Source organism: Phreatobacter cathodiphilus (assembly GCF_003008515.1).
GTDB classification, from domain to species: Bacteria; Pseudomonadota; Alphaproteobacteria; order Rhizobiales; family Phreatobacteraceae; genus Phreatobacter; species Phreatobacter cathodiphilus.
Genome location: NZ_CP027668.1, coordinates 2,377,600 through 2,403,424 on the forward strand (window position 1 = coordinate 2,377,600; position 25,825 = coordinate 2,403,424).

The window sequence follows — 25,825 nt, forward strand, 5'->3', positions numbered from 1 at the left end:
ATAGGATTGCCGTGGTCATAACGCGCCTTCGGGGATTTTCAAACTCGACGGAGTCGACCCATGGCCTTTCTTGCCGACGCCCTGAAGCGCGTGAAGCCTTCCGCCACCATCGCCATGGCGCAGAAGGCCCGTGACCTGAACGCGCAGGGCAAGAAAGTCATCTCGCTCTCCGCCGGCGAGCCGGACTTCGACACGCCGGACAACATCAAGATGGCCGCCGTCAAGGCGATCGCCGAAGGCAAGACCAAGTACACGCCCGTCTCCGGCATCACCGAGCTGCGCCAGGCCATCGTCGCCAAGTTCAAGCGCGAGAACGGCCTCGACTACAAGTGGCAGCAGGCCATCGTCTGCACCGGCGGCAAGCAGGTGCTGTTCAACGCCTTCCTGGCGACGCTGAACCCCGGCGACGAGGTGCTGATCCCCGCCCCCTACTGGGTCTCCTATCCGGAGATGGTCGCGCTCTGCGGCGGCACCCCGACCTTCGTCTCGGCCGGCCCGGAGACCAACTACAAGCTCACCGCCGAGGCCCTCGACAAGGCGATCACGCCGAAGACCAAGTGGTTCATCTTCAACTCGCCGTCGAACCCGACGGGCGCGGCCTATACCCGCGAGGAGCTGAAGGCGCTGACCGACGTGCTGCTGAAGCACCCGCAGGTCTGGATCCTCACCGACGACATGTACGAGCACCTCGTCTACGGCGAGTTCACCTTCACCACCCCGGCCCAGGTCGAGCCGGCGCTCTATGAGCGCACGCTCACCATGAACGGCACGTCGAAGGCCTATTCGATGACCGGCTGGCGCATCGGCTATGCCGCCGGCCCCGAGCACCTGATCAAGGCGATGGACCTCGTCCAGGGCCAGCAGACCTCGGGCACGTCGTCCATCTCGCAGTGGGCGGCCGTCGAGGCCCTCAACGGCACCCAGGACTACATCCCCGTGCGCCGCAAGGCCTTCGAGCAGCGCCGCGACCTCGTCGTCTCCATGCTCAACCAGGCGAACGGCCTCTCCTGCCCGACGCCCGAGGGCGCCTTCTACGTCTACCCCTCGCTGAAGGGCGTGATCGGCAAGAAGACCTCCGCCGGCAAGGTGATCGCCACCGACGAGGACTTCGCCATGGAGCTAGTCGAGAGCGAGGGCGTCGCCATCGTCCACGGCTCGGCCTTCGGCCTCGGCCCGGCCTTCCGCCTCTCCTACGCGGAATCGACCGAGGTGCTGACCTCCGCCTGCGAGAAGATCCAGAAGTTCTGCGCCGAGCTGCGCTGAGCCTCATCCCGGCGATCCCAGCGAGCCCGCCCCTCCCCGGGGCGGGCTTTTTTTTTCGTGAACCTTCCCGCCGGCCGCTGCGACCCATGTCCAAGTGGGTGGCTCCAGGGCCTCTCTTCGTGACGATCCCGGGCGACACGGCGCCTCTCGCCGGGATGTCCAACACACGCGCAGCGGAATAAGGGAACCTTAACCCTTTCGCGCTGTTGTCATGGCGGTCAACGCACCGGAAGGGTCGTTCCGATGCCTCTCTCGCCTCTCTCCACGCTCGCCGCCGCGGGCTTCGCCGTCGCCGGGGCCATGGGCCTTGCCGGCGACGCGCCGCGTCATCAGGCCACTGCCGTCCTCTATTGCACCGGCTGCCTCTGCGACGAGGACAGGCCCGAGATGAGCGTGCCAGGCGACTGGCGTCCCTCCGGCCGCATGGGCGACCGCGTGACCCTGCGCTACCATCCCCGCCATCCGGCTCTCCAGGCGGCGTCTGCCTGCCGGCGCGCCAGCCCCGCGGGCTGACACCTTCTCCAGCGCGAAAAAAGTCGCCGCGACCCTGAACCTTTCGGGGCCCCGCCGAGACCCATGGTCAAGTTCATCGTCCAGCGGCCGGAGAAACCAGCGCCGCCGACCAGGAGACAGACCATGTCCCTCATCCGCACCGCCACCGCCGCCCTCGTCCTCGCGGCAGGTTTCGCCGCCTCCGCCCAGGCCTCCTCGGCGGGCCAGTCGCCCGCCCAGTCCCTCGGCTCCCGCCCGGTGACCTACTGTGGCGCCTGCCTCTGCACAGCCAACCCGCCGGCCATGACGGTCGCGGGCGACTGGGTGCCGAACGGCCAGCTCCTCGGCGGCTCCACCGTGCTGAAGTTCCGCCCGGCCGGCCAGGCGGTCTCCGCCGCTACCGCCTGCCTGCGCTGATCCGTTCAGGCCGGCCGCGGCCCCATCGCCATCAGCCGCTCGCGCATCTTCTCGTGCACCAGGTTGATCGCCTTCAGGGGCCGGATCATCACCTTGAAGTGGGTGATGCGGTCGCTCGCGTCCCAGCTGATCATGTCGATGCCGTTGACGGTGATGCCGTCGATCTCGGTGGCGAATTCCAGCACCGCGGACGTCTCGCCGAACCACTGGTTCGGATAGTGGAAGGCCTCGTTGTTCAAGACGTCGAAGGCCGCTGCGAGATAACGCGTCACCAGCGCCTTGCCGGCCTGGGGCGTGTGGACGACCGGGCTCTCGAACACTGCATCCTCGGCGAGCAGGGCCTCGAGCCCCGCCACGTCCCGCGCCACGGCGATCTCGTGCCAGCGGCGGATGGCGGCGGGCAGGGAGGCATGGGCGGACGGACCGGCGGTCGACATGGGCGCTCTCCTGTTCTCGTCCACAGGCTAGGCCTCTACGCCCGGCCCGCAATCCCGCCGAACGCCCGATACGGGATCGGCCGTTAACCAGTTCTTAACCTTGTCGTTGCCGCCGCACAGCCTCGCTCCTAGGGTCCGATCGGGAGTTCGGGAGTACGGCATGAGACGCCTCGTCATCACCTTCTGCGGGATCTATCTCGCAGCGGCGGGCCTTGCCGCCCTCACCACCGGCTGGGGCTTGATCGAGCCCGTTCCGCACTACCGCCTCGCGATCTTCTGGATGTCGCCGGACACGCTCGCCGCCCGCATCGACGTACTTCTCGCGGCGAACCGCGTCTTCGAGGCGCAGGTCTATGCCGGCATGCACGCGGTCTCCTGGGCCGTGGTTCTGACCCTCGTCCTCGTCGGCGCGCTGCGCCCGCTCCTCGGCCCGAGCGTGCCGCTCGCCAACATCCGCTCCACCGCCATCGTCATGGCAGGTGTGGCGGGCCTCGTGGTCCTGTCGGTTCTCGCCCAGCCGCTGCTCGACCAGGCCTCGCGCATCCCCTCGCCCACCAATGCGCTCTCGTCCATGCCCGGCTATTGGCTCTTCGGCATGGCGCTGTCGGCGGCGATCACCGCGGGCCACCTGTCGCTCTTCGCCCATGACGCGGTGCTGGCGGCGAAGCGCCGCTGGATGGGTGAGGACCTTTCCGCCGCCGCCTGAGCCGCTTCAGACCGGCACGCGCACCGTCACCCTCAATCCCCCCAGCGGGCTGTCCGACAGGGTGATCTCGCCCCCGTGGGACCGCGCAATGTCGCGGGCGATGGCGAGGCCGAGACCCGACCCCCCGTCGTCCACGTTGCGCGCATCATCGAGCCTGAGGAAGGGCTTGAACACGTCCTCGCGCCGGTCGGCGGGAATGCCCGGCCCGTCGTCGTCGACGGTGACCGTCAGCCAGCGGTGGTCGCGGTGTCCGGACAGGGCGATGGTGTCGCCGTGGCGCGCCGCGTTGACGACGAGGTTGGAGATGCAGCGGCGGAAGGCGTCGGGCCGAACCTTGACCGTAGACATGCCGTGGAAGGTGACCGTGGTCTTGGCCCCGGTGCGCTCGGCATCGGCGCCGATGTCGCGCAGCGACGCCTCGATGTCCGTCATGGCCGGGGCTTCCCCGGCATCGCCGCGCGCAAACGACAGGTAGCCCTCGACCATCCGCCCCATTTCGTCGACGTCGCGGCGCAGCGCCTCGGTCTCCGGCCCCTCGGGCAGCAGCGCCAGTTCCAGCTTGAAGCGGGTGAGGATGGTGCGCAGGTCGTGGCTGACGCCGGCGAGCATGGTGGTGCGCTGGTCGATCTGCCGCTCGATCCTGCGGCGCATCTCGATGAAGGCGAGCGCCGCCTTGCGCACCTCGCTCGCCCCGCGCGGCCGGAAGCCGGCGACGTCGCGGCCCTTGCCGAAATCCTCCGCCGCCGAGGCCAGCGCCTGGATCGGGCGGATCTGGTTGCGCAGGAACAGGATGGCGATGCCGATCAGCACCAGCGAGGCGATCACCATCCAGACGAGGAAGATGTGGCTGTTGGAGGCATAGGCCATGCCGCGGCGGGCGAAGACCTTCATGATCTTGCCGTCCTCGAGCTGGATGCGGATCTCGATCAGCGCCGAATTGCCGACCGTGTCGACCCAGAACGGCCGGCCGACCTGCAGGGCGAGTTCCCGCGACAGGGCCGCGTCGAGCACGTCGAAGAAGGGCCGCGGTCCGGGCAGCGGAAGCGGCTCCGGCGGCAGGATCTCCACCATCAGGCTCAGGCGCTCGCGCGCGATGCGCCGCAACGTGGCGTAGTCACGGTCCTGGGGATAGGTGCGCTGGATGTCGATGAGGGCGGCGATGTCCTGCGTCACCGCCGCCGAGAGGCGATGGGTGACGAGCTGCCAGTGCCGCTCCATGAAGATATAGGCGACGACCGACTGCAGGATGACGATCGGCGCGATGACGATGATCAGCGAGCGGGCATAGAGCCCCTTCGGCATGAGGTCGTTGAAGCGCCGGCCGAAGCGCTCCGCCAGGGCGCCGAGCCCCGATGCCGTGTTGGCGATCAGGCCCCTGAGGCCGCCATGGGTGGATCGGGCGCGCTCGACGGTCGACATGGGGCGAGCTTATCACCCCCCCGGCGCCGCGTCGCAAGCCACGGGTCTGTTCACGTCCGGTAAATCTCGCCTGTGGTTTCTGGCCACCAAGCGCAGACAAATCACTTGAAATGGACGGGTGATCACGTTTCAGTGAGTTGCGCGGACCGTCATCTGGTCCCGGGGGGCAGGCAGTGTCGTCGCAAGTCATGGTTGGTGCCACGGGTCCCGGCGCGCCGTCCCCAATCCTTCCCTCCCCCGCAACGGGCCGGCTCCGCCGATTGGCGCGCTCGCCGCGTGCCGGTCTGTGGGCGGCCCTCCTCGCCGTCACCGCCGTCTGGACCGCCGCCTGGATGCAATGGTGGCTCTACGATCTCGTGGTGCCGTGGGATTCGAAGAACCAGTTTTACGCCTTCTTCCGCTTCCTCGCCTCGGCCCTCCATTCCGGCGCCACGCCGTTCTGGAACGCCTATCACTATGCCGGCCACCCCAGCATCGCCGACCCGCAATCGCTGATCTTCCAGCCGCCCTTCCTGATCTGGGCCTGGTTCGACGCCGAACCCTCGATGTTCGCGTTCGACTTCATCGTCTTCGCCCATCTCCTGGTCGGCGGGCTCGCCCTCGTCGTCCACGGCAGGCGGCTCGGCTGGCCGCCGGCGGCCTCGGTGCTGGCGGCCTGCATCTTCATGCTCGGCGGCGTCGTCTCCGGCCGCATGAACCATGTCGGCATCATCACCGCCTTCGGCCTCTTCCCCCTGGCGGTGCTGCTCCTCGACGTGGCACTCGACCGCCGCTCGGTGCTGGCCGCCGTCGGCTTCACCGTGGTCGCCGTCGTCATCGCCCTCGGCCGCACCCAGACGCCCATGCTGCTCTGCGTGATCATCGCCGTCATGGCGGTTCGGCAGGTGGTCATCCAGCCGCAGCCGGGGCGCTATCTGCTCTCCCGCCTGCCGCTCCTCCTGCTGATGGCGGTGCTGGGTGCCGCGCTGATGGCCGTGCCGCTGTTGCTCACCGCCCAGTTCGCGGCCTTCTCCAACCGGCCGGCGATCGACCTCGCCTATGCGCTGACATCGTCCTGGTACCCGGTGAACTTCGCCAATTTCATTGCGCCCGACGTCCTCGGCTCGCTGCAGCCGAGTTCGCGCGGCGACTGGGGGCCGGGCCACGGCACCCGCCCCGGCCTCGACAGCACCGACCGTGCCTTCAACTATCTCTTCGCCGGCTCGCTCACCGCGCTCCTCGTGCTCTGGCACGGCATCGCCGGCGGCCGCATCGTCGCCTCGGGCCGCCGCGTCTTCGCCGCCATCGCCCTCGTCGCGCTGTGCTATGCGCTGGGCCGCTACACGCCGCTCTTCCCGCTGCTGTTCCAGTATGCGCCGGGCGTGTCGCAGTTCCGCCGTCCGGTCGGCGGCCTCTTCATCGTCGTCCTGGCGCTCGCCTATCTGTCTGGCTTCCTGGTCGCCGACTACGTGCGCAACGGCCTGCCGAAGCTGAACCGGTTCGTCGCCGTGCCCCTCGCCCTCGCCGTGGTGGCTGTGCTCGCCTGGGCGGTGCATTTCTCCACCTTCTCCGGCAAGGGCTGGGACTCGGCGCTCGCCATCGCCAAGGTCGCGCCGATCTACGTCGCCCTCGTGGTGCTCCTCGCCTGGCCGAAGACCCCGCGCCTGCGCCTCGCCGCCGCCAGTCTCGCCGTCGCCTTCACGGCCGGCGAACTGGTGACGCGCAACGCCGGCTCGTCCATGAATGCCGAGCCGCGCGCCTATTACGCCTTCCTCGAGAAGCCCGCCGGCCGCGACGCGCAGATCATCGCCACGCTCACCCGGGAGATGAAGCGCCATGGCGCCGCCGCGCGCCCGCGCGTGGAGATCGTCGGTCTCGGCGGCCCCTGGCAGAACGCCGCCATGGTCTATGGCCTGGAGGCCACCAACGGCTACAACCCGCTGCGCATCGGCTCCTACGACCGGCTCGTGGCGCCCGGCGAGAGCCCCTACACGGTCTTCCACCGCCGCTTCCCCACCTCCTTCCCCGGCTATAGCTGCGACCTCGGCAAACTGCTGGGCATCGAATACATCGTGCTCGACCGGCCCATCGAACTGATGCCGCACCTCGCCCAGTGGTCGACGGTCGACACGATCATGGCCGGGCCCACCGCCTGGATCTACCGCCTGCCGGACGCGGCCCCCCGCGTCGCTCTCGCCAGCGTCGTGCGCGTCGCCGATGCCGACGCCTTCGTCGATGCCGGCCAGTTCCCGCGGCTGAACGGCACGTCCGAGGTGATGATCGACGATGACGACGAGCTCAGCCCGGCCCGCGCCGTGGCGTCCGCCGGCGCGGCGGCGGCGGTATCCGGAACGTCTCCCCGCCCCGCCAACATCCTCGCCCCTGCCCTGCAGCAGATGATCCGCTCGCCCGGCAAGGCCGAGATCACTGCCTGGCGCCCGGACCGCGTCGAGATCGCCGTGGACGCCCGCGTCTCCACGGTGCTCACCCTGCACGAGCCCTGGTATCCCGGCTGGGAGGTGGAGGTGAACGGCGAGCGCAAGCCGCTGCTGCGCGCCGACATCCTGTTCCGCGGCGTCGAGGTCCCGGCCGGCACGAGCAAGGTGGTGTTCACCTATCGGCCGCTGTCGCTGGAGAACCTGACCGCCGCCCTCAACGGCGTTCTCGGCCGGGACGAGTGAGGCCTCACCGCGCCGCGCAGGCGGACGCGGCGGCAGGCCTCAGCAGGAAGACCCGGTCGTCGCTGACGGCGAGGTCGGGACTCGAGCCGCGCGCCCCCTCCACCTCGAGCCGCTCCACCTCGATGCGCAGCGCCTCGCCGGCGAGGGCCAGGCGGAAGGCGCCCGTGTCGCCCTCGCCCGTGCAGTCGGCCGCCGGGCCGTCGCCGGTGCACACGGCGTTGGTCTCGTAGCTGTCCCTGTCGACGCGCAGGCGGAATCCGATGCGGACGGTGAAGCGCTGCGGATTGTTCTCGTCCGCCACGTCAACGCGCTCGCGGGCCAGGTGGATGCGCACCACCTTCTGCCGCGGGTTGCGCCTGAGATGGTCGGCGTCGTAGGCACGGGCGAAACAAGGATCGCCCGCTGCCGCCCGGCCCGACAGCCGCTCGAAGACCGGCCCCGCCTCGGCCCCCGTCGCCGTCGCCGCCAGAACCATCCCGAGGATCATCGCCGTCCGCATGTCATACCCCCTGCCCCGCCGGGCACTGCCGCGGATCGCTCCGGCCCGACGCCGAATGTCCGCAGCCTCGACTGTGGGGGTACCGCGTGTCCATCCGGTTGCGCCGCCCCCGACCCATTGTTGCAGCACGGTCTCCCTGGAGGTGGCGCCGGCCCTCCCGCTTGCCCCTATCCCCCTTTTCGGCTATAGGCCGCCCGTCCCGTGGCATCTCCGCACCCCTGGAGGCTCCCGCCGCGGGCCTTTTCTTTTGGAGAACTGAGACCATGGCTGCCAACGAGACGTTGTCGGCGACGGTCCGCGCGAAGGGCGGCAAGGGGGCCGCACGCGCCGAACGTCGTCAGGGCCGCGTGCCCGGTGTGATCTACGGGGACAAGAAGCCCCCCGTTCTGATCTCGCTCGATTACAAGACCCTTCACCTGCGCATCTACGCCGGTCACTTCAAGTCGACCGTGTTCGACCTCGAGGTCGACGGCGAGAAGCACCGCGTCATCCCGCGCGACTACCAGCTCGATCCCGTCAAGGACACGCCGGTCCACGTCGACTTCCTGCGCCTCGGCGCCGGTGCTGAGATCAGCGTCGACATTCCGATCCACGTGAAGGGCGCCGAAGTCTCCCCGGGCGTCAAGCTCGGCGGCACGGTCAACCTCGTGCTCCACTCGCTGACGCTGCTCTGCAACGCCGACAACATCCCCGACGGTGTCGACGTCGACATCTCGGAGCTCGGCATGGGCGCCACCGTCCACATCGACGACGTCAAGCTGCCGGCCGGCACCCGCCCCGCGAGCAAGGAGAACGCCACGATCCTGTCGATCGTCGCTCCGGTCGCGGCCGAGGAGGAACCGGCCGCCGAGGCGGCTCCGGCCGCTCCCGCCGCCAAGAAGTGATGCGTCGGGGCCCCGGCCCCGGACGTTTCCGCACCGGGGCGCCCTCAAGCGGGGCGCCCCTCGTCGTTTCGAGCAGGGCCTTCGGCCCGTGACGGACCCGGCGCGATGATCCTCATGGCGGGCCTCGGCAATCCCGGGGCGAAATACCAGAACAACCGGCACAATATCGGCTTCATGGCGGCCGAGGCGATCCATCGCCGCCACCGCTTCGGCCCTTGGCGCCAGCGCTTCCAGGGGCTCTGCGCGGAAGGGGCGGTGGGCTCGCACAAGGTGCTGCTGCTGATGCCCGGCACCTACATGAACGAGAGCGGCCGCGCCGTCGGCGAGGCCATGCGCTTCTTCAAGATCCCCCTCGGCGACGTCATCGTCTTCCACGACGAACTCGACCTTCCCCCCGCCAGGCTCCGCGTGAAGACCGGCGGCGGCAATGCCGGTCACAACGGCCTGCGCTCCATCACCGCCCAGTGCGGCAACGATTATCGCCGCGTCAGGATGGGCATCGGCCATCCCGGCGACAAGGCGCTCGTCCATTCCTACGTCCTCAACGACTTCGCCAAGGCCGAGATGCCCTGGGTGGAGGACCTGTGCGACGCCTGTGCCGACAATGCGGAGATGCTGGCCGCCGGCGAGGACCCCGCCTTCCAGAACCGTATCCACCTCGCCATGGAGGGACGCGGCTGGACCGAGGTGAAGCGGCCCGGCGAGGCCAAGGACGCGCCGAAAGCCTGACCCCTCCCTTGACACCCCCCGCCTCGCATTCGACAAGGCGCCACAGCTTCAGATCGGACCTCCCATGGGCTTCAAATGCGGCATCGTCGGCCTGCCGAACGTCGGCAAGTCGACCCTCTTCAACGCCCTGACGCAGACCGCTGCGGCGCAGGCGGCCAATTATCCCTTCTGCACCATCGAGCCGAACGTCGGTGACGTCGCGGTGCCGGATCCGCGCCTGGACCAGCTCGCCGCCATCGGAAAGTCGCAGACGATCATCCCGACCCGCATCACCTTCGTCGACATCGCCGGCATCGTGCGCGGCGCCTCCAAGGGCGAGGGCCTCGGCAACCAGTTCCTCGCCAACATCCGCGAGGTCGACGCCATCGCCCATGTCGTGCGCTGCTTCGAGGACGGCGACATCACCCATGTCGAGGGCAAGGTCGACCCGATCGCCGACATCGAGACCATCGAGACCGAGCTCATGCTGGCGGACCTCGAGAGCCTCGAGAAGCGCGTCGTCAGCCTCGAGAAGAAGGCGAAGGGCGGCGACAAGGAGGCCAAGGAGCAGGTCGACCTCATCAACCGCGCCCTCGTCCATCTGCGCGACGGCCGCCCCGCCCGCATGACCGAGGTGAAGCCGGAGGAGGCCAAGACCTTCGAAATGCTGAACCTCCTCACCTCCAAGCCGGTGCTCTACGTCTGCAACGTCGAGGAGGCCTCCGCCGACAAGGGCAACGGCTTCTCGGCGAAGGTCTTCGAGCGGGCGAAGGAGGAAGGCGCACGGGCCGTCGTCGTCTCCGCCAAGATCGAGAGCGAGATCGCCGTCATGCCGGCCGAGGACCAGAAGGACTTCCTGGAAGCCGTCGGCCTCGAAGAGCCCGGTCTCAACCGCGTCATCCGCGCCGGTTACGAGCTCCTCTCCCTCGTCACCTACTTCACCGTGGGGCCGAAGGAGGCGCGTGCCTGGACCATCACCAAGGGCACCAAGGCGCCGGGCGCCGCCGGCGTGATCCATTCCGACTTCGAGAAGGGCTTCATCCGCGCCGAGACCATCGCCTTCGCCGACTACACGGCGCTGGGCGGCGAGGCCGGTGCGCGCGATGCCGGCAAGCTCCGCCTCGAAGGCAAGGAGTACGTGGTCGCCGACGGCGACGTGCTGCACTTCCGCTTCGCCAACTGAGGGCGGGGGGCACCGGCCCCGCTCGTGACGCATCGCGCCATCCGTCACCCCCGGCGAGGCCGAAGGCCGAGCGAAGGGGGTCCAGGGGCCGATGGCGCGTCCGCAGCGCTGCGGACGGCTCGCGTGGAAGGGATTCGCCCTGCAACTTCCTGGATCCCCTTCCCCTCGCTTCGCTCGGCCGGGGATGACGGGCAGCGTAATGGGCGCCCCCCACGCCCCCTCCCTGCCGAAGGTCCAGCGGGACGAAGCCCGCCGTTTCCGGCATAAGGCGGAACAGCCACCGCGCCGGATGCCGCCATGACAGCCAAGCCCTATCCCGCCTTTGAGGATTTCGTCTCCGGTGAGATCACCACCTTCGGCGCCTACCGCGTCACCAAGGAGGAGGTGATCGACTTCGCCCGGCAGTTCGACCCTCAGCCCTTCCATCTCGACGAGGAGGCCGGGCGCGCCTCCATGCTCGGCGGCCTCGCCGCCTCCGGCTGGCACACCTGCTCGATCCTCATGCGGATGATGTTCGACCACTTCATGGACGGCTCGAGTTCCATCGGCTCGCCCGGCATCGACGAGGTGAGGTGGATCCGCCCGGTCTTCCCCGGCGACGTGCTCTCCGTTCGCCGCACCATCCTCGACGCCCGCCCCTCCGCCTCGAAACCCGACCGCGGCGTCGTGCGCTTCCGCTTCGAGCTGATGAACCAGAAGGGCGAGGTGGTGATGGAGCAGACCAACCCGATCTTCTTCGCCCGGCGCAGCCAGGACGCGGCCTGACATGTACGACGACATCGTCCTCGGCGAGCGCGAGCGGCTCGGCTCCTACACCTTCACCGCAGAGGCCATCATCGCCTTCGCCCGCAACTACGACCCCCAGCCCTTCCACCTCTCGGAGGAAGGCGGCAAGGCGACCCATTTCGGCGGCCTCGTCGCCTCCGGCTGGCATACGGGCAGCGTCTGGATGCGCATGCGGGTGGAACACTCCCAGCGGATCGCCGCGGAACGGGCGGCGCAGGGCCTGCCGCCGCAATGGAACGGCCCCTCCGGCGGCTTCAAGAACCTCAAATGGCCCCGCCCGGTGCGGGCCGGCGACACGGTGACCTACTACACCGAATATGTTTCCAAGCGCCCCCTCGCCTCCCGGCCGGGCTGGGGCATCGTCTTCTCGCTGAACACCGGCGAGAACCAGCACGGCGAACTGGTGTTCTCGTTCGACGGCTCGGTCTTCGTGCCGCTGTGAGGCGGGCCCGGCCCGTGCTCAATGCCCGCCGAAGGCCATCAGCGTCCGTACCGGCACGTCCATGGCGCGCAGCCTGTCGGCGCCTCCGAGGTCCGGCAGGTCGATGATGAAGCATGCCGCCACCACCTCGGCGCCGATCTGGCGCAAGAGCTTCACCGCGCCCTCCGCCGTCCCGCCGGTGGCGATGAGGTCGTCGACGAGGATCACCTTCTCGCCGCGCCGGATGGCGTCCACGTGGATCTCCATCTCGTCGGTGCCGTATTCCAGGGCATAGGCCATGCGCACCGTCTGGTGCGGAAGCTTGCCCTTCTTGCGGATCGGCACGAAGCCCGCGGAGAGCTGGTGCGCGACCGCGCCGCCGAGGATGAAGCCGCGGGCCTCGATGCCGGCCACCTTGTCGATCTTGCCGCCGGCATAGGGATGGACGAGTTGGTCCACGGCCCGCCGGAAGGCGCGGGCATTGCCGAGCAGCGTGGTGATGTCGCGGAACATGATGCCGGGCTTCGGATAGTCCGGGATCGTCCTCACCGACGCCTTCAGTTCCTCGTCCTCGACCATGCGTTTTCTCCGTCGGCGGTGAAACCTTACCGCGAATTCATTGGCGCGGACCCCGCGCCCTTTCTAACTCTAGCGGTACGGCGAGGCGCGCGGGAAGCAACGGCGCTAACGACCGCAACGGACGGAGAGACACGATGACCATGCCGCAGGCACCGGCCGCCCCGGTCACCTACCAGCCGACCCCGATCACCGTCACGGCGATCGACGTGCCCTTCACCCGGCTGGTCGGCTTCTTCTTCAAGGCGGCGCTCGCCGCCATCCCCGCCCTCATCGCCGTCGCCCTGGTGGTGAAGCTGATCGGCGCCATCCTCTTTTTCGGCTTCGGCGCCTGGCGCTACGGCTTCATGGGCGGGCCCTTCGGCTGGCTCTGACCCGTCAGCGCCCCAGGACCCGGCCAGCGACGGCGTCGAGCTTCGCCACGAGATCCGGATCGCGGTGCTCGGGGGCGGTGATGACGGCGTGTTCCAGCGCCCGGTCGGAATGGATCGGGCACGGCTCGTGGTCGGCCGGAAAGTCGCGGGCGAGTCGCGCCACCAGGCGCCGGCCCTTGTCGGCGTTGGAATGCAAGTGGTGGATGACCTGGGACACGTCCACGGGTCCGACCTCCTCGTGCCAGGCGTCGAAATCGGTGACCATGCCGACGAAGGCGTAGGAGATCTCCGCCTCGCGGGCGAGCTTGGCCTCGGGCATCGAGGTCATGCCGATGAGGTCCCAGCCCTGGCCCTTGTGGAACAGGCTCTCGGCGAGCGTCGAGAAGGCCGGCCCCTCCATGCACACCGCCGTGCCGCCCACCTGGTGGGCGATGCCCTCGGCCTCCGCCGCCCGGGCGATTCGCTTCTGCAGCAGCGGCGCCACCGGGTGCGAGAAGGCGACATGGGCGACGCAGCCCCGCCCGAAGAAGCTCGACGGGCGCAGATAGGTGCGGTCCACGAACTGGTCCGCCAGGACGAAATGGCCGGGCGGCAGTTCGCCCTTGAACGAGCCGACCGCCGACAGCGAGACGAGGTCGGTGACGCCCGCCCGCTTCAGCACGTCGATATTGGCGCGATAGTTGATGTCCGAGGGGCTGTAGTGATGGCCGCGGCCGTGGCGCGGCAGGAAGACGATCTCGGTCGTGCCGATGCGGCCGCGGCGCAGCACGTCCGACGGCTCGCCCCAGGGCGAGGCGACCGCGACATCCTCAAGGCCTTCGAGACCCGGCAGGTCGTAGATGCCGGAGCCTCCGATCACGCCGAGCACGGCCCTGGTCATCCTGGCTCTCCCATCCGCTTGCCGGTCCGCACGGACCGGATTCCCGCGACGCCCGTGTGACGGCGCGCGCCATGAAAAAGGGCCGCTCGCGCGGCCCCTCGTCAAGTCCCGTCGGGCGCGCCCTCAGGCGTGTCCCTCGATGTTCTTCCAGACCTTCTTCTTGGTGAAATAGGCGAGGCCGCCCAGCACCAGCAGGAAGAGAATGACCTGGAAGCCGATGCGCTTGCGGGCCTCCATGTGCGGCTCGGCGGCCCACATCAGGAAGGCGGTGACGTCGGCGGCATACTGCTGGCGGGTCGCCGGCGAGCCGTCCGAATAGCTCACCTGGCCGTCCTGCAGCACGTTCGGCATGCCGACGAAGTTGCCGGGATAGTACTTGTTGTAGTGGGTGCCCGGCGGCGTCTCGTGGCCGTCCTCGTAGCCGGTCAGGAACGCCTTCACGTAGTCGGCGCCGTGCTCCTGGTAGAGCGTCACGATGTCGGTCAGGAACCAGGGGAAGCCGCGCTCGTAGGAGCGCGCCTTCGGCATCAGCGTGAGGTCCGGCGGCGCCTTGCCGCCATTGGCCGCCTCGGCCGCCTTGACGTTCGGGAACGGGCCGGGGATGCGGTCGGCGACGCGCGGCGTGCGCTCGGCCGGCTGGCCGTCGTCGCCGATCTCGCGCACCTTGTGCATCCAGTCCGCCGCGATGGCGGCCGCCTGGGCGGCGGAGAACTCCGGACCGCCGCGCTGGGCGAGATTGCGGAAGGACAGGAGGTTGACGCTGTGGCAGGCGGCGCAGACCTCCTTGTAGACCTGGAAGCCGCGCTGCAGCTGCGCCCGGTCGAAGGTGCCGAAAATGCCGGCGAACGACCAAGTGTAGCGCGGCGGGTTGAGCTGCTCGGCGGCCTGGGCCGGAGCGAGCGAGGCCATGACCAGGCCAGTGAGACCGGCCGCCGCCATGCGGAGAGAGAAACGCTTCATCATCGTGGATCCTTAAGCTCTCTCTCGCCTCAGCCCTTGGTCTGCGGCGCAGCCGCAGCCCCGGCCGTCACCGGCGCCCCGGCCTTCTTCGTCTTCGCCAGCACCGCGTCGGCGATGGAGGCGGGAAGCTGGCGCGGCGTCTCGAACAGACCGAGCAGCGGCAGCACGACGAGGAAATAGGCGAAGTACAGGCCGGTGAAGATCAGCGACAACACCGTGTAGGGATACTCCGCGGGCTTGGAGCCGAGCCAGCCGAGCATCACGCAGACCACCACGAAGGCCCAGAAGAACTGCTTGTGCAGCGGCCGGTAGGCGGTGGACTTCACCTTCGACGTGTCGAGCCAGGGCAGGAAGGCCAGCACGGCGATGGCCGCGAACATGGCCAGCACGCCGCCGAGCTTCGAGGGGATCGTGAAGATGATGAGGTTGATGTCGAAGGTGATGGCCCGCAGGATCGCGTAGAAGGGCAGGAAGTACCACTCCGGCACGATGTGCGGCGGCGTCACCAGCGGGTCGGCCGGCACGTAGTTCACCGCGTGGCCGAGATAGTTCGGCTGGAAGAAGGCGAACCACATGAACAGGATCATGAAGAAGATCAGGCCGACCGCGTCCTTCAGCGTCGCATAGGGCGTGAAGGGCACGGTGTCCTTCTTCACGTCCTTCACCTCGACGCCGGTCGGATTGTTCTGGCCGGTGACGTGCAGCGCCCAGACGTGCAGGACGACCACGCCGGCGATCATGAACGGCAACAGGTAGTGCAGCGAGAAGAAGCGGTTGAGGGTCGGGTTGTCGACCGAGTAGCCGCCCCACAGGAACTCCACGACGGTCGGGCCGACCAGCGGGATCGCCGAGAACAGGTTGGTGATGACGACGGCGCCCCACAGCGACATCTGGCCCCAGGGCAGCACGTAGCCGAGGAAGGCGGTGGCCATCATCAGGAGGTAGATGATGACGCCGAGGATCCACAGCACCTCGCGCGGGGCCTTGTAGGACCCGTAATAGAGGCCGCGGAACATGTGCACGTAGACGGCGATGAAGAACATCGAGGCGCCGTTGGAGTGCAGGTAGCGGATCATCCAGCCGTAATTGACGTCGCGCATGATCTTCTCGATCGAGTTGAACGCGAGGTCGACATGGGCGGTGTAGTGCATCGCCAGCACCACGCCGGTGACGATCTGGGCCACCAGCATGAAGGAGAGGATGGCGCCGAACGTGTAGAAATAGTTCAGGTTGCGCGGCACCGGATAGGCGATGAAGCTGTCATAGACCAGCCGCGGCAGGGGCAGACGGGTGTCCATCCACTTGCCAATGCCCGAGGTGGGTACGTAGTGCGAATGACCCTGCATGGTCGAGATACCTCTGGATCCGGGCGTCAGGCGGTGGCCGCCGCACCCGTGATGCGGATGCGCGTGTCGCTAACAAAGGTGTACTGCGGAACGGGAAGATTGGTCGGGGCGGGACCCTTGCGGATGCGGCCCGACGTGTCGAAATGCGATCCGTGGCAGGGGCAGAACCAGCCGCCGTAGTCGCCCTGGTTGCCGAGCGGCACGCAGCCGAGATGGGTGCAGTTGGCGGCGGTGATCAGCCACTTGGCGTGGCCTTCCTTGACGCGCGCCGAGTCCGGCTGCGGGTCGCGCAGCGACTTCACGTCGACGTCCGCGGCCGCCTTTATCTCGGCTTCGGTGCGGTTGCGCACGAAATAGGGCTTACCGCGCCACAGGATCTTGATCTGGCCGCCTTCGGGAATGGCGGCGAGGTCGATCTCCACCGGCGCGCCGGCGGCAACTGTTCCGGCATCAGGCGCCAGTTGGCTGATGAAGGGCCAGATCGCCGCCGCTCCGCCGACGGCTGCGGCCGCGCCGGTCGCCAGGTAGAGGAAATCGCGGCGATCACCCTCGGAATGTTGAACGCTTGCCACTTCTCGTCGTCCTTTCGCTCGTCGGCCCGTCACGAAGGCCTGATCGCGCCGACCGCGCGAAGAGCGCTGCCGCGCCACCTGACCCGACGCGCGGCAGCCTTCAGGGGCGGCGCCGCCACGCCGAAACGGCCCTGAAGGGCCTGGTGGAATCCGCGCGGGAACCTTGATCGGCGTCGCTTATTCGCACCGTTATAAGGTGATGTCCAGTGCGCCCTTGTGAACATGGCATTGCGCCGCATCGCACCTTCGTCTGATCCGGTGAACCGCCACGCGGGCTCTTCCGTAAAGCCCCGTCCGTCGGGCACCCTGTGGCCATGATCCGTATCGCCCTCTACCAGCCCGACATCGCCCAGAACACCGGCACCATCCTGCGATTTGCGGCCTGCCTCGGCGTCGCCGTCGACATCGTCGAACCCGCCGGATTTCCCGTCTCCGACAAGACCTTCCGCCGTGCCGGCATGGATTATCTCGACCATGTCGTCTGGAGGCGCCACGACGACTTCGCTGCCTTCGAGGCCTGGCGGCGCGGCGAAGGCCGGCGTCTGGTGCTGATGACCACGCGGGGCGCCCTCCCATATCCGGACTTCGCCTTCCGCGCCGGCGACGTGCTGATGGCGGGACGCGAATCGGCCGGCGTTCCCGACGCGGTGCACGCCTGCGCCGACGGGCGCATCGTCGTTCCCATGCGGCCTGCCATGCGATCGCTGAACGTCGCCGTGGCCACCGCCATGGTGGCCGGCGAGGCGCTGCGCCAGCTCGGCGGCCTGCCGTCCATCCCCAACGAAAAAGGGCTGCCCGAGGGCAGCCCTTTCGCGTGATCGACGAAGCCGGCGATCAGTAACGGGCCACCGCGCCCGGACCGGTCGAGAACAGATAGTTCAGGCCGATCTTGACGGTGTGGACGTTGTTGCGGATCCGCGTGCTGTCGAAGCCGGTCGGGTCGAGCGAGCCCGGGCCCGGGAGCTGCGTCGAGGAACCGAAGTCGTAGTACATGTACTCGAGCTTGGTCGTGACGTTCGGGGTCCAGGCATATTCGAGGCCGGCACCGAGAGCGTAGCCGACGCGCGAGTTGCTGTAGCCGCCGACCTGGGTGACGGTCGGAGCGTCATAGGTCCGGTGGCGGAACTGGCCGAAGGCGACACCGCCCGTGGCGTAGATCAGCGTGCGGTCCCATGCCCAGCCCACGCGGCCGCGGATCGAGCCGAGGAAGTTGGCGCGCGAGGCGCAGGTGAAGGCGGCGTTGGGGCAGGAGCTCCAGCCGCTGAGGTCGGCGGCGGAGGCGTCGCCCTCGATGCCGAGCACGATGTTGTTGATCTGATAGTTGAAGCCGAGCTGGCCGCCGCCGAAGACGCCGTCCATGGAGGGCGAGACCGAGGTGCCCGAAGGGCTGAAGCCCCAGTTCGACCGGCCCCAGCCGTAGCCGACGTGGACGCCGCCGTAGAAGCCCGACCAGTTGAAGGCGGAGGGAACCACGACCGCAGTCTCGGCCACCGGCATGCGCGGCGAGCCGAGATCGGCGGCGAGCGCGCCGGACGAGATCGCGGTGGTGGAGAGAGCAGCGGCGGCGACGCCGGCAAGGAGCAGCTTTTTCATCTGTGTCGTCCCTTGAAGAGCGCGGGGACGAGACCCCGGCTACCAGAGTTCAGAACCCCTTGCCCCCAAGGCGGTTCCCGTTGCACGAAACAATTCCACGGGTGACACCGCCTTTTCGCGGGCGCAACCCGCGAAATTCCCGCTCTGGTAGCCCGATATTGTCGACTGGTAGGGAGGTGGGTGAGCCAGGACTCACGAAGCCTGAGGTGTCGCCTCAAAGCCACTCACGCAGGGTCAGGGACGGGCCGTAGCGACGGCGGACCATCGCCGTGTCCGCCGACGGTCCGGCAGACCATGCGGCAGGCACCTCTACCCGGACGCCGAGGCTCCGCTCATCTGGCCTTCCGTGCGAGGCGCCGAAACGCAAACGGGCCGCCCGAAGGCGGCCCGCTCGTCCCTCCGACGTTGATGCGTCAGATCAGTAGCGTGCGACGACGGCCGACGGGCCGGTCGAGAAGAGGTAGCTCACGCCGAGACGGACCGTGTGCGCCTGCAGCGACGTCCGCTGGATCACGAACGGATAAAGCGGCGCCAGGTCACGGGCAACGCTGCCGTAATTCGCATAACGGTACTCGAGGCGCGTGGTCCAGTTCGGGGCGAAGGCATACTCGACGCCGGCGCCGAGCGTCCAGCCGGCGCGGGTCATGTTATAGCCCTGGAGCTGGCCACCAGCCGGACCACCCGACAGACCGAACTGGGCGAACGCGAGGCCGCCGGTCACGTAGAGGAGAGCCCTGTCGACGGCGACACCGGCGCGCGCGCGCAGCGAACCCTGCCAGCGGTCGTCGAAGCGACCAGATGACGTGCCCCCGGTCAGATCGGTCCGGATCCCGCGAATGCCCGAGATCTCAATGTCGCCCTCGAAGCCGAGGACGGCATTGTTGATCTGGTAGTTGTAACCGGCATGAACGCCGCCGAAAACGCCGTTCGATCGCACCGGGAGGGTCGGCGCGCCGTTGTCGAAGGTGGATGAGCCGTTCAGCCAGCCATAGCCAATCTGGGCGCCGAGATAGAAGCCGGTCCAGTTGAAGACCGGGGCGACGACAGCCGCCGCGACAGGCGCGCGCGGCACGCCGAGGTCGGCGGCCTGGGCGCCGGCGGCGAAGGCCACGAGGGCGGTGGTGGCGAGAATGAACGTCTTCATCAAATGGTCCTCGAAAACTGCGGGCCTGCGAGTGAAGGCGCATGCGGCCTCACCAACAATCTGAGCAGGTGATACCCCCACCCGGACCGTCGGTCGAGGACCGGAATACCTCCTGAAAGCGGGGTGTTGCTCGGCCGCCACAGATTTCACATGGCGCCTGTGGAGTGGTCATGGCGGACAGCCGACCGAACGGTCTGGTCGAGGCCGAGGTCAACCGATCGCCGAAGCATCGGCCGTCGAATCGGAGCCCAAAAAGCAGACGGGCCGGTCGTGAAGAGGTAGCTCACGCCGACACGGACGGCATGGTGGAGACGAACTGTGCATGTGAAGGTGCCGCCCCGTCCGGCGAATTCAATGTCCGTTCGACGTGAAATCCGAGGATTCCGACGCGGAGCCTCGTGTCCGGCCACTGGTTCATTATCGGCACCGAGTCGCGCAAGGTCATCGCTTCGGCACGCGCAGATAGCGGGCCATGGAAGCAATGGCGCCCTGCGGAACTGGGCATTTTCAACACCGTCGTTGGCGAGTCGAGCAGCACGAACTCTCGCATCCCCGGCGTTCTGCGGCGGCTTGGGCCGGCGGCGGGAGCATGCTTATATGGGCGTTAACCCTAGCCGGCCTGCCGGCAATGCCTCTGTGAGGTTCCAGTGGACCCCAAGCCAGCATCCACCCGCCCAGGCCTGGCCGAGACGATCCGCGCCATCCGCATCGACGAGGCCGAGCGCACCGGCGTCGTCGTCGCGTTGCGCGAGGCCGACATCGCCCGCCTCGACATCCTGCACGACCGGCTGAAGCCGGTGCTCGCCGACATTCCCCGCGGCGTCGACCTGTTCGACGTCGCGGTCACCCCCGGCGCCACGCCGCGCCTGTGGATCGACATGATCGCCTTCGTCGAGATGGCCCGCGACAAGCGCAGCTACCGCTTCCTGCAGGACACGCGCGAGGGCCGCCGCGTCATGATCGAGAGCGCCGATCCCGATCAGGTCGCCGAGCGCATCACCGCCTATATCGCCCGCCGGCTGATCGAGCGCGAGCGGCTGCTGGCGATGCCGCCCGTCCTCGACTATCCGGCCCTGCCCCCGGCCGACCTGCCGCCGGTTTTCGCCGCACCGCGTGCAGTCGGCGGGTCCGCGCCGGCCGGGGAGGCCTCCGCGGATCCCGCGCCTGCTCCTGCCCCGCCGCCTGCCGTCGCACGCGAGGGCGTCCGCTTCTCCGGCCTCGGTGCCTTCGTCCTCTTCCTGCTCGGCATCGCCGTCGGGATCGGTGGCGTGCTCGGCCTCGCCCAGTTCGCCGCCCGCTTCTGACGGCCGTGCGTAAAGGCTCCCATGCGACGCCCCCCTTCCGGAGAGGGGGTGCGGGAGGCTAGCGTGCGCGCCCGAATTGCCGCGGCCCGAGGCCGACGACCATCACGAGAGCCGAAGCATGAGCACCCAGACCATCGCCGCCACCCGCGCCGTCGCGCCGAACTATCTCAACGTGGTCGACGGCCGGAGCGTCGCGGCGCTCGGCGGGGCCACCCTCGACGTGGTCGGCCCCTCGGACGGCGCGGTCCTCACGCAGATGCCGCGCAGCGGCGCCGAGGACGTCGACCGCGCCGTCGCCGCCGCCCGCAAGGCCTTCGAGGAGGGCCCCTGGGGCCGCATGACCGCCACCGAGCGCGGCCGCCTGCTCTGCAAGCTGGGCGAAGCCATCCTCGCCAACCACGACGAGCTCTCCTTCCTCGAGAGCGTCGACACCGGCAAGCCGGCCCGCCAGGGCAAGGCCGACATCACCGCTGCCGCCCGCTATTTCGAGTTCTACGGCACCGCCGCCGACAAGGTGCACGGCGAGACCATCCCCTTCCTCAACGGCTACACCGTCGCCGTCGTCCGCGACCCCCACGGCGTCACCGGCCACATCGTGCCCTGGAACTATCCGGCGCAGATCTTCGGCCGCTCCGTCGCCGCCTCCCTCGCCTGCGGCAACACCTGCGTGGTGAAGCCGGCGGAGGACGCCTGCCTCTCCCTCATCCGCATCTGCGAGCTGGCCCTCGAGGTCGGCTTCCCGCCGGGCGTGCTCAACCTCGTCACCGGCCTCGGCGAGGAGGCGGGCGCGGCCCTCTCCTCCCATCGCGGCATCGACTTCATCTCCTTCACCGGCTCTCCGGAGGTGGGCACGCTGATCCAGGCGGCGGCGGCGAAGAACCATATCGGCTGCACCCTGGAGCTCGGCGGCAAGTCGCCCCAGGTGGTGTTCAAGGACGCCGACTTCGACGCGGCGGTGCCGAGCCTCGTCAACGCCATCATCCAGAACGGCGGCCAGACCTGCTCGGCAGGTTCCCGCATGCTGGTGGAGCGCCCCGCCTATGACGAGCTCGTCGCGCGCGTCGCCGAGCGTTTCCGCACCGTGCGCGTCGGCGCCTGGGACATGGATCTCGACTGCGGCCCGATGATCACCCCCGGCCAGAAGAAGCGCGTCGAGGACTTCCTCGCCCGCGCCCGCGCCGACGGCATTCCGGTCCTCGCCGAGGGCCAGCTCGCGCCGAACCTGCCGCCCAACGGCTACTACGTCGCGCCCACCCTGTTCGGCCCGGTGCCGCGCTCCAACCGCCTCGCCTGCGACGAGGTCTTCGGCCCGGTCCTCTCCGCCATTCCCTTCGACGACGAGGAGGACGCCGTCCGCCTCGCCAACGGCACCGATTTCGGCCTCGTCGCTGGCGTCTGGAGCCGCGACGCGAAGCGCTCCATGCGGGTCGCCCGCGCCATGCGCTGCGGCCAGGTCTTCGTCAACGGCTACGGCGCCGGCGGCGGCATCGAGCTGCCCTTCGGCGGCGTCAAGAAGTCCGGCCACGGCCGCGAGAAGGGCTTCGAGGCGCTCTACGAGTTCTCCGCCTCCAAGACCGTCGTCATCAACCACGGCTGACCGCCCGGTCGCCGCACCAAGCATCCACGCATTAGGGGGAAACCATGCGTCTCAAGGACAAGGTCGCCATCGTCACCGGCGGCGCGCAGGGCTTCGGTCTCGGCATCGTCGAGACCTTCGCCAAGGAGGGCGCGCGCGTCGTCGTCCTCGACCTCAACGAGGAGGGCGCCAAGGCGGCGGCCAAGCCCTTTGGCCGCAAGGCCTTCGGCATGAAGTGCGACGTCTCCAAGGCCAGGGACGTGCAGCGCGCCGTGGCCAAGACGCTGGAGCGCTTCGGCCGGGTCGACGTGCTGGTCAACAACGCCGGCACCTCCCACCGCAACCGCCCGATGCTGGAGGTCGACGAGGAGACCTTCGACCGCGTCTTCGACGTCAACGTGAAGTCGATCTTCCACTTCGCCCACGCGGTCGTCCCGCCCATGCGCGCCCAGGGCGGCGGCGCCATCATCAATGTCGGCTCCACCGCCGGCATCCGGCCGCGCCCGGGCCTCGCCTGGTACAACGCCTCCAAAGGCGCGGTGAACCTGCTCACCAAGTCGATGGCCGTGGAACTCGCCCCCGACAAGATCCGCGTCTGCGCCCTCGCCCCGGTGGCCGGCGACACGCCTCTCCTCGGCATGTTCATGGGCGAGGACACCCCGGAGATGCGCAAGAAGTTCATCGCCTCCATCCCCATGGGCCGCCTGTCGACGCCCAAGGACATCGCCGACGCGGCGCTGTTCCTCGCCGCCGATCCCGGCAACTTCCTCACCGGCGTCGTGCTGGAAGTGGATGGAGGACGCTGCATATGACCGCCCTCGCCCTCTCCGCCGCCACCACCCTTCCCGCCGACGGCACGGCGGGAACCCTCGTCGGCCGCGTCTTCCGGCCGGGCCTCGGGCCCTCCGTGGTCGCGATCCGCGCAGAGGGCGTCTTCGACCTCACGAGCGCCTTCCCGACCACCGCCGACCTCTTCGATACGGCAGACCCGGCGAAGGCGGTGGCCGCCACCGCCGGCGAGCGCATCGGCGACCTCGCCACCCTGCTCGCCAACACCCCGCCCGACGGTCGCGACGCGTCGAGGCCCTTCTTCCTCTCCCCCGTCGACCTGCAGGCGGTGAAGGCGGCGGGCGTCACCTTCGCCATCTCCATGGTGGAGCGCGTCATCGAGGAACAGGCCAAGGGCGTGCCGGAGCGCGCCGCCGCCATTCGCGAGGAGATCGGCGCCATCATCGGCGGCGAGCTGAAAGGCCTCAAACCCGGCTCCCCGGAGGCCGCCGCCCTCAAGAAGCACCTGCAGGAGCGCGGGCTCTGGTCGCAATATCTCGAGGTCGGCATCGGTCCCGACGCGGAGATCTTCACCAAGGCCCCGGTCCTCTCTTCCGTCGGCACCGGCGCCGATGTCGGCATCCACCCGATCTCTACCTGGAACAACCCGGAGCCCGAGGTGGTGCTGGTCATCGCCTCGACGGGGCGCATCGTCGGCGCCACCCTCGGCAACGACGTCAACCTGCGCGACGTCGAGGGCCGCTCGGCCCTGCTCCTCGGCAAGGCGAAGGACAACAACGCCTCCGCCGCCCTCGGTCCCTTCGTGCGCCTGTTCGACGGCACCTTCGGCATCGACCACGTCAGGTCCATGAAGATCGCCCTCACCGTCACCGGCGAGGATGGCTTCGTGCTCGACGGCCGCAGCGACATGGCGGCCATCTCGCGCGACGTCGAGGACCTGGCGCGCCAGGCCATCGGCCCGCACCACCAATATCCCGACGGGCTCGTGCTCTATTGCGGCACGCTCTTCGCGCCGATCAAGGACCGCGGCGAGGCCGGCAAGGGCTTCACCCACAGGCTCGGCGACATCGTCACCATCGCCAGCGACGGCCTCGGCAGCCTGACCAACCGGGTGCGGCTCTCGACCGAATGCCCACCCTGGACGGAGGGCATCCGCAGCCTGATGGCGAGCCTGTCGCGGCGGCGCGCCTGACGGGGACGGCGAGGGACGTCCCTCGCCGGCCGCCGCTGTGATGGGCCCGTCACGGAGCACCGCTAGGGTTTGCCTCGCACCCTAAGGAGGCACCCATGACGTTCACACCCGGCGATATCGTTACCCTGAAGTCCGGCGGCCAGCCGCTGACGGTCACCGCCATCGGCGACGACGAGGCCACCTGCATCTGGCTCGGCGAGGAGGGTGACCTCTTCCGTGAGGCCATTCCGCTCGTCGCCCTGCAGGCCCTCGACCTCGAGGAGGAAGAGGGTGAGGACGACGAGGATGGCGACGACGACGAGAAGGACGAGGAAGAGGAAGAGGCTGCGGCCTGAGGGGTCCTCAGTCCGACGTCGGAAGGCGGCGCATCGTGAACTCGATGCGCCCGTCCTCCAGTTCGCGCCAGAACTCGACCTCGGTCAGATAGGCGGCGCGGGGAAACCGGTCGAGGATTTCCCGCGCCTTGATGCGGGCCGCATCGCGCGGCAGCACGAAGGTCTCGCGCTTCCAGCCGTCGGATTCGCGGCTCGCCGACCCCGGCGCCCGGCGGAATGCGTCGAAGGGTCTGCGGCCGCCGGATCTCATGGCCCTCGCCTCCCGGTGTGTCAGGCCGCGGCGGCCGCTCCGGCCACCGCCACCTTGACGCGGCTCCGCCGCGGTCCGAACAGGCGCTCCTGCTCCTCGCGCGTCGAGGCCATGAACGGATAACGCTTGTAGACGCTCTGCCGCATCAGCGGAAACGACACGCCCATCAGGTTGATCGGGTTCTTCAGGTTCGGATAGTAGCGCGCCTCGCCGACCGGTTCCATGAACAAGAGGCGGCGGTAGAAGGCCCGGTGCTCCGTCCTCACCGTCGCCAGCGCGTAGTCCGCCTCCGCGTGTTCGGAGGCGAGCATGCCCATGCGCACGGTCGCGTAGGGCAGGCCGGGATGGAGCCGCGAGGACTCGTGATCGACGACGAAGCGGGTGGGGTCGACGATGGTCTCCCCCGCCGCGATCCGCGGGCCCAGGATGTCGCCGAAGACGGCCAGGGCCGGCGCGATCGGTTCCTCCGGGGTGGCGACGTGGACGCGGATCGAGCTCGCGAGCTGGCCGTCGAGATAGAGCCCGAAGATCGAGACGTTGGGCGCCCGGTCGAGCTCGTCCTCGAACAGCCCCGTCTCGTTCTCGGCGATGGCTCCTTCGCGCAGGTAGCAGTCGTAGCGGAGGCGATAGACCGCCCGGCGATCCTCCTCCGCCTCGATCCGCCGGTAGGTCACCCGCGCGATCAGGTCGGCGACGTTGCGCGAGAACGAGCCGTCAGCATTCGCCGTTGTCATCTGCCATGCCCCACGAGATGCGCTGAACTTCGCCGCCAGTGGGAATGATGTTAATGCTTTTTTAACGTCTGGAAAGCGTTTGGTTAAATCATCGTTAACGCAGGCGCGGAAACACAATTAAATACACGAAACGTTATGATGATACCGCCATGTCGGAGATATTTTTACTCTGCCGCGCCGCCGCGTGATCCGCCGCGGCTCCGGCCCACCGCGCCGCCCGGCGAACCAGAAAGCGGGTATTCGACAGCAAAAACGAGGGAATTCCGGCGCCGACGGGCGGACGAGGCCGCGTTTTCAGCCCGCAGGCGGCGTGACGCGGCCCGAG

General features: G+C 68.8%; 28 protein-coding genes and 1 pseudogene. 17 read left to right on the forward strand and 12 right to left on the reverse strand.

Features of this window, described 5'->3' with window-relative positions:
- Window positions 1–60 precede the first annotated feature (60 nt).
- The 3 genes from C6569_RS11610 (at window position 61) to C6569_RS11620 (ending at window position 2,172) form a co-directional block, all read left to right on the forward strand.
- On the forward strand, window positions 61–1,263 hold the full coding sequence (locus C6569_RS11610) for a pyridoxal phosphate-dependent aminotransferase (RefSeq protein WP_106749000.1): 1,203 nt from the start codon (window positions 61–63) through the stop codon (window positions 1,261–1,263).
- A gap of 243 nt (window positions 1,264–1,506) precedes the next feature.
- Window positions 1,507–1,776, forward strand: a complete 270-nt coding sequence (locus C6569_RS11615; protein WP_106749001.1) for a hypothetical protein — start codon at window positions 1,507–1,509, stop codon at window positions 1,774–1,776.
- 123 nt (window positions 1,777–1,899) lie between these two features.
- Window positions 1,900–2,172, forward strand: coding sequence for a hypothetical protein (locus tag C6569_RS11620; protein WP_106749002.1), 273 nt, complete (start codon window positions 1,900–1,902; stop codon window positions 2,170–2,172).
- 5 nt (window positions 2,173–2,177) lie between these two features.
- On the opposite strand, the gene C6569_RS11625 is transcribed toward C6569_RS11620, so the two are convergent.
- A complete protein-coding gene (locus tag C6569_RS11625) occupies window positions 2,178–2,609 on the reverse strand; it encodes a nuclear transport factor 2 family protein (protein WP_106749003.1) in 432 nt (143 codons plus the stop codon).
- 160 nt (window positions 2,610–2,769) lie between these two features.
- On the opposite strand from C6569_RS11625, the gene C6569_RS11630 reads away from it, so the two are divergent.
- Complete coding sequence (locus C6569_RS11630) at window positions 2,770–3,315, forward strand: hypothetical protein (protein ID WP_106749004.1); 546 nt, start codon at window positions 2,770–2,772, stop codon at window positions 3,313–3,315.
- 6 nt (window positions 3,316–3,321) lie between these two features.
- Here C6569_RS11630 and C6569_RS11635 read toward each other — a convergent pair whose 3' ends face one another.
- Window positions 3,322–4,734 carry an ATP-binding protein gene (locus C6569_RS11635; protein ID WP_106749005.1) on the reverse strand — a complete coding sequence of 471 codons (1,413 nt, stop codon included), beginning with the start codon at window positions 4,732–4,734 and terminating at the stop codon, window positions 3,322–3,324.
- Window positions 4,735–4,994: 260 nt separating this feature from the next.
- On the opposite strand from C6569_RS11635, the gene C6569_RS11640 reads away from it, so the two are divergent.
- On the forward strand, window positions 4,995–7,394 hold the full coding sequence (locus C6569_RS11640; protein ID WP_106749006.1) for a YfhO family protein: 2,400 nt from the start codon (window positions 4,995–4,997) through the stop codon (window positions 7,392–7,394).
- A gap of 4 nt (window positions 7,395–7,398) precedes the next feature.
- On the opposite strand, the gene C6569_RS11645 is transcribed toward C6569_RS11640, so the two are convergent.
- Window positions 7,399–7,893 (reverse strand): hypothetical protein, encoded by a 495-nt coding sequence (locus C6569_RS11645; protein WP_146144787.1) that lies wholly within the window; start codon window positions 7,891–7,893, stop codon window positions 7,399–7,401.
- A 263-nt stretch (window positions 7,894–8,156) separates the two neighbouring features.
- Between C6569_RS11645 and C6569_RS11650 the strand changes: the two are divergent.
- The 5 genes and pseudogenes from C6569_RS11650 to C6569_RS11670 all read left to right on the forward strand — a co-directional run.
- Window positions 8,157–8,855: pseudogene (locus tag C6569_RS11650) on the forward strand (50S ribosomal protein L25/general stress protein Ctc); the annotation flags it as partial.
- A 27-nt stretch (window positions 8,856–8,882) separates the two neighbouring features.
- A complete protein-coding gene (gene pth / locus C6569_RS11655) occupies window positions 8,883–9,506 on the forward strand; it encodes an aminoacyl-tRNA hydrolase (RefSeq protein WP_106749009.1) in 624 nt (207 codons plus the stop codon).
- 64 nt (window positions 9,507–9,570) lie between these two features.
- On the forward strand, window positions 9,571–10,668 hold the full coding sequence (ychF, locus tag C6569_RS11660) for a redox-regulated ATPase YchF (protein ID WP_106749010.1): 1,098 nt from the start codon (window positions 9,571–9,573) through the stop codon (window positions 10,666–10,668).
- A 297-nt stretch (window positions 10,669–10,965) separates the two neighbouring features.
- A complete protein-coding gene (locus C6569_RS11665; RefSeq protein ID WP_106749011.1) occupies window positions 10,966–11,433 on the forward strand; it encodes a MaoC family dehydratase in 468 nt (155 codons plus the stop codon).
- A gap of 1 nt (window position 11,434) precedes the next feature.
- Entirely contained in the window at window positions 11,435–11,896 is a 462-nt protein-coding gene (locus tag C6569_RS11670; RefSeq protein WP_106749012.1) for a MaoC family dehydratase, read from the forward strand.
- 18 nt (window positions 11,897–11,914) lie between these two features.
- Here the strand turns inward: C6569_RS11670 and C6569_RS11675 are convergent, their stop codons facing one another.
- Entirely contained in the window at window positions 11,915–12,454 is a 540-nt protein-coding gene (locus tag C6569_RS11675; protein WP_106749013.1) for an adenine phosphoribosyltransferase, read from the reverse strand.
- A 134-nt stretch (window positions 12,455–12,588) separates the two neighbouring features.
- Between C6569_RS11675 and C6569_RS11680 the strand changes: the two genes are divergently transcribed.
- On the forward strand, window positions 12,589–12,825 hold the full coding sequence (locus tag C6569_RS11680; RefSeq protein WP_106749014.1) for a hypothetical protein: 237 nt from the start codon (window positions 12,589–12,591) through the stop codon (window positions 12,823–12,825).
- A 4-nt stretch (window positions 12,826–12,829) separates the two neighbouring features.
- On the opposite strand, the gene C6569_RS11685 is transcribed toward C6569_RS11680, so the two are convergent.
- From C6569_RS11685 to petA, 4 genes are all read right to left on the reverse strand, one after another.
- Window positions 12,830–13,705 (reverse strand): S-methyl-5'-thioadenosine phosphorylase, encoded by an 876-nt coding sequence (locus tag C6569_RS11685; RefSeq protein WP_106749015.1) that lies wholly within the window; start codon window positions 13,703–13,705, stop codon window positions 12,830–12,832.
- A 123-nt stretch (window positions 13,706–13,828) separates the two neighbouring features.
- On the reverse strand, window positions 13,829–14,665 hold the full coding sequence (locus C6569_RS11690; RefSeq protein ID WP_245898079.1) for a cytochrome c1: 837 nt from the start codon (window positions 14,663–14,665) through the stop codon (window positions 13,829–13,831).
- A gap of 29 nt (window positions 14,666–14,694) precedes the next feature.
- Entirely contained in the window at window positions 14,695–16,011 is a 1,317-nt protein-coding gene (locus tag C6569_RS11695; protein WP_106749017.1) for a cytochrome b, read from the reverse strand.
- Between the two features lie 26 nt (window positions 16,012–16,037).
- The gene (gene petA / locus C6569_RS11700; RefSeq protein ID WP_106749018.1) at window positions 16,038–16,583 is read right to left on the reverse strand and encodes a ubiquinol-cytochrome c reductase iron-sulfur subunit; all 546 of its coding nucleotides are present in this window, start codon (window positions 16,581–16,583) and stop codon (window positions 16,038–16,040) included.
- 314 nt (window positions 16,584–16,897) lie between these two features.
- On the opposite strand from petA, the gene C6569_RS11705 reads away from it, so the two are divergent.
- Window positions 16,898–17,401, forward strand: a complete 504-nt coding sequence (locus C6569_RS11705; protein ID WP_106749019.1) for a tRNA (cytidine(34)-2'-O)-methyltransferase — start codon at window positions 16,898–16,900, stop codon at window positions 17,399–17,401.
- 16 nt (window positions 17,402–17,417) lie between these two features.
- Here C6569_RS11705 and C6569_RS11710 read toward each other — a convergent pair whose 3' ends face one another.
- Together C6569_RS11710 and C6569_RS11715 are read right to left on the reverse strand one after the other, a co-directional pair.
- Window positions 17,418–18,176 (reverse strand): outer membrane protein, encoded by a 759-nt coding sequence (locus tag C6569_RS11710; protein WP_106749020.1) that lies wholly within the window; start codon window positions 18,174–18,176, stop codon window positions 17,418–17,420.
- A gap of 418 nt (window positions 18,177–18,594) precedes the next feature.
- On the reverse strand, window positions 18,595–19,320 hold the full coding sequence (locus C6569_RS11715) for an outer membrane protein (protein WP_106749021.1): 726 nt from the start codon (window positions 19,318–19,320) through the stop codon (window positions 18,595–18,597).
- A 647-nt stretch (window positions 19,321–19,967) separates the two neighbouring features.
- On the opposite strand from C6569_RS11715, the gene C6569_RS11720 reads away from it, so the two are divergent.
- From C6569_RS11720 to C6569_RS11740, 5 genes are all read left to right on the forward strand, one after another.
- Window positions 19,968–20,624 (forward strand): hypothetical protein, encoded by a 657-nt coding sequence (locus tag C6569_RS11720; RefSeq protein WP_106749022.1) that lies wholly within the window; start codon window positions 19,968–19,970, stop codon window positions 20,622–20,624.
- A 118-nt stretch (window positions 20,625–20,742) separates the two neighbouring features.
- Window positions 20,743–22,221: an aldehyde dehydrogenase family protein gene (locus C6569_RS11725; RefSeq protein WP_106749023.1), complete on the forward strand. Its 1,479-nt coding sequence runs from the start codon at window positions 20,743–20,745 to the stop codon at window positions 22,219–22,221.
- A gap of 44 nt (window positions 22,222–22,265) precedes the next feature.
- Complete coding sequence (locus C6569_RS11730) at window positions 22,266–23,012, forward strand: glucose 1-dehydrogenase (RefSeq protein WP_106749024.1); 747 nt, start codon at window positions 22,266–22,268, stop codon at window positions 23,010–23,012.
- The gene (locus C6569_RS11735; RefSeq protein ID WP_106749025.1) at window positions 23,009–24,181 is read left to right on the forward strand and encodes a fumarylacetoacetate hydrolase family protein; all 1,173 of its coding nucleotides are present in this window, start codon (window positions 23,009–23,011) and stop codon (window positions 24,179–24,181) included. The genes C6569_RS11730 and C6569_RS11735 overlap by 4 nt, the downstream gene beginning before the upstream one ends.
- Window positions 24,182–24,276: 95 nt before the next feature.
- Window positions 24,277–24,516 (forward strand): YodC family protein, encoded by a 240-nt coding sequence (locus C6569_RS11740; RefSeq protein WP_106749026.1) that lies wholly within the window; start codon window positions 24,277–24,279, stop codon window positions 24,514–24,516.
- Between the two features lie 7 nt (window positions 24,517–24,523).
- Here the strand turns inward: C6569_RS11740 and C6569_RS11745 are convergent, their stop codons facing one another.
- Window positions 24,524–24,766, reverse strand: a complete 243-nt coding sequence (locus C6569_RS11745; protein ID WP_106749027.1) for a hypothetical protein — start codon at window positions 24,764–24,766, stop codon at window positions 24,524–24,526.
- Between the two features lie 20 nt (window positions 24,767–24,786).
- On the reverse strand, window positions 24,787–25,500 hold the full coding sequence (locus C6569_RS11750) for an N-acyl amino acid synthase FeeM domain-containing protein (protein WP_106749028.1): 714 nt from the start codon (window positions 25,498–25,500) through the stop codon (window positions 24,787–24,789).
- Window positions 25,501–25,825 lie beyond the last annotated feature (325 nt).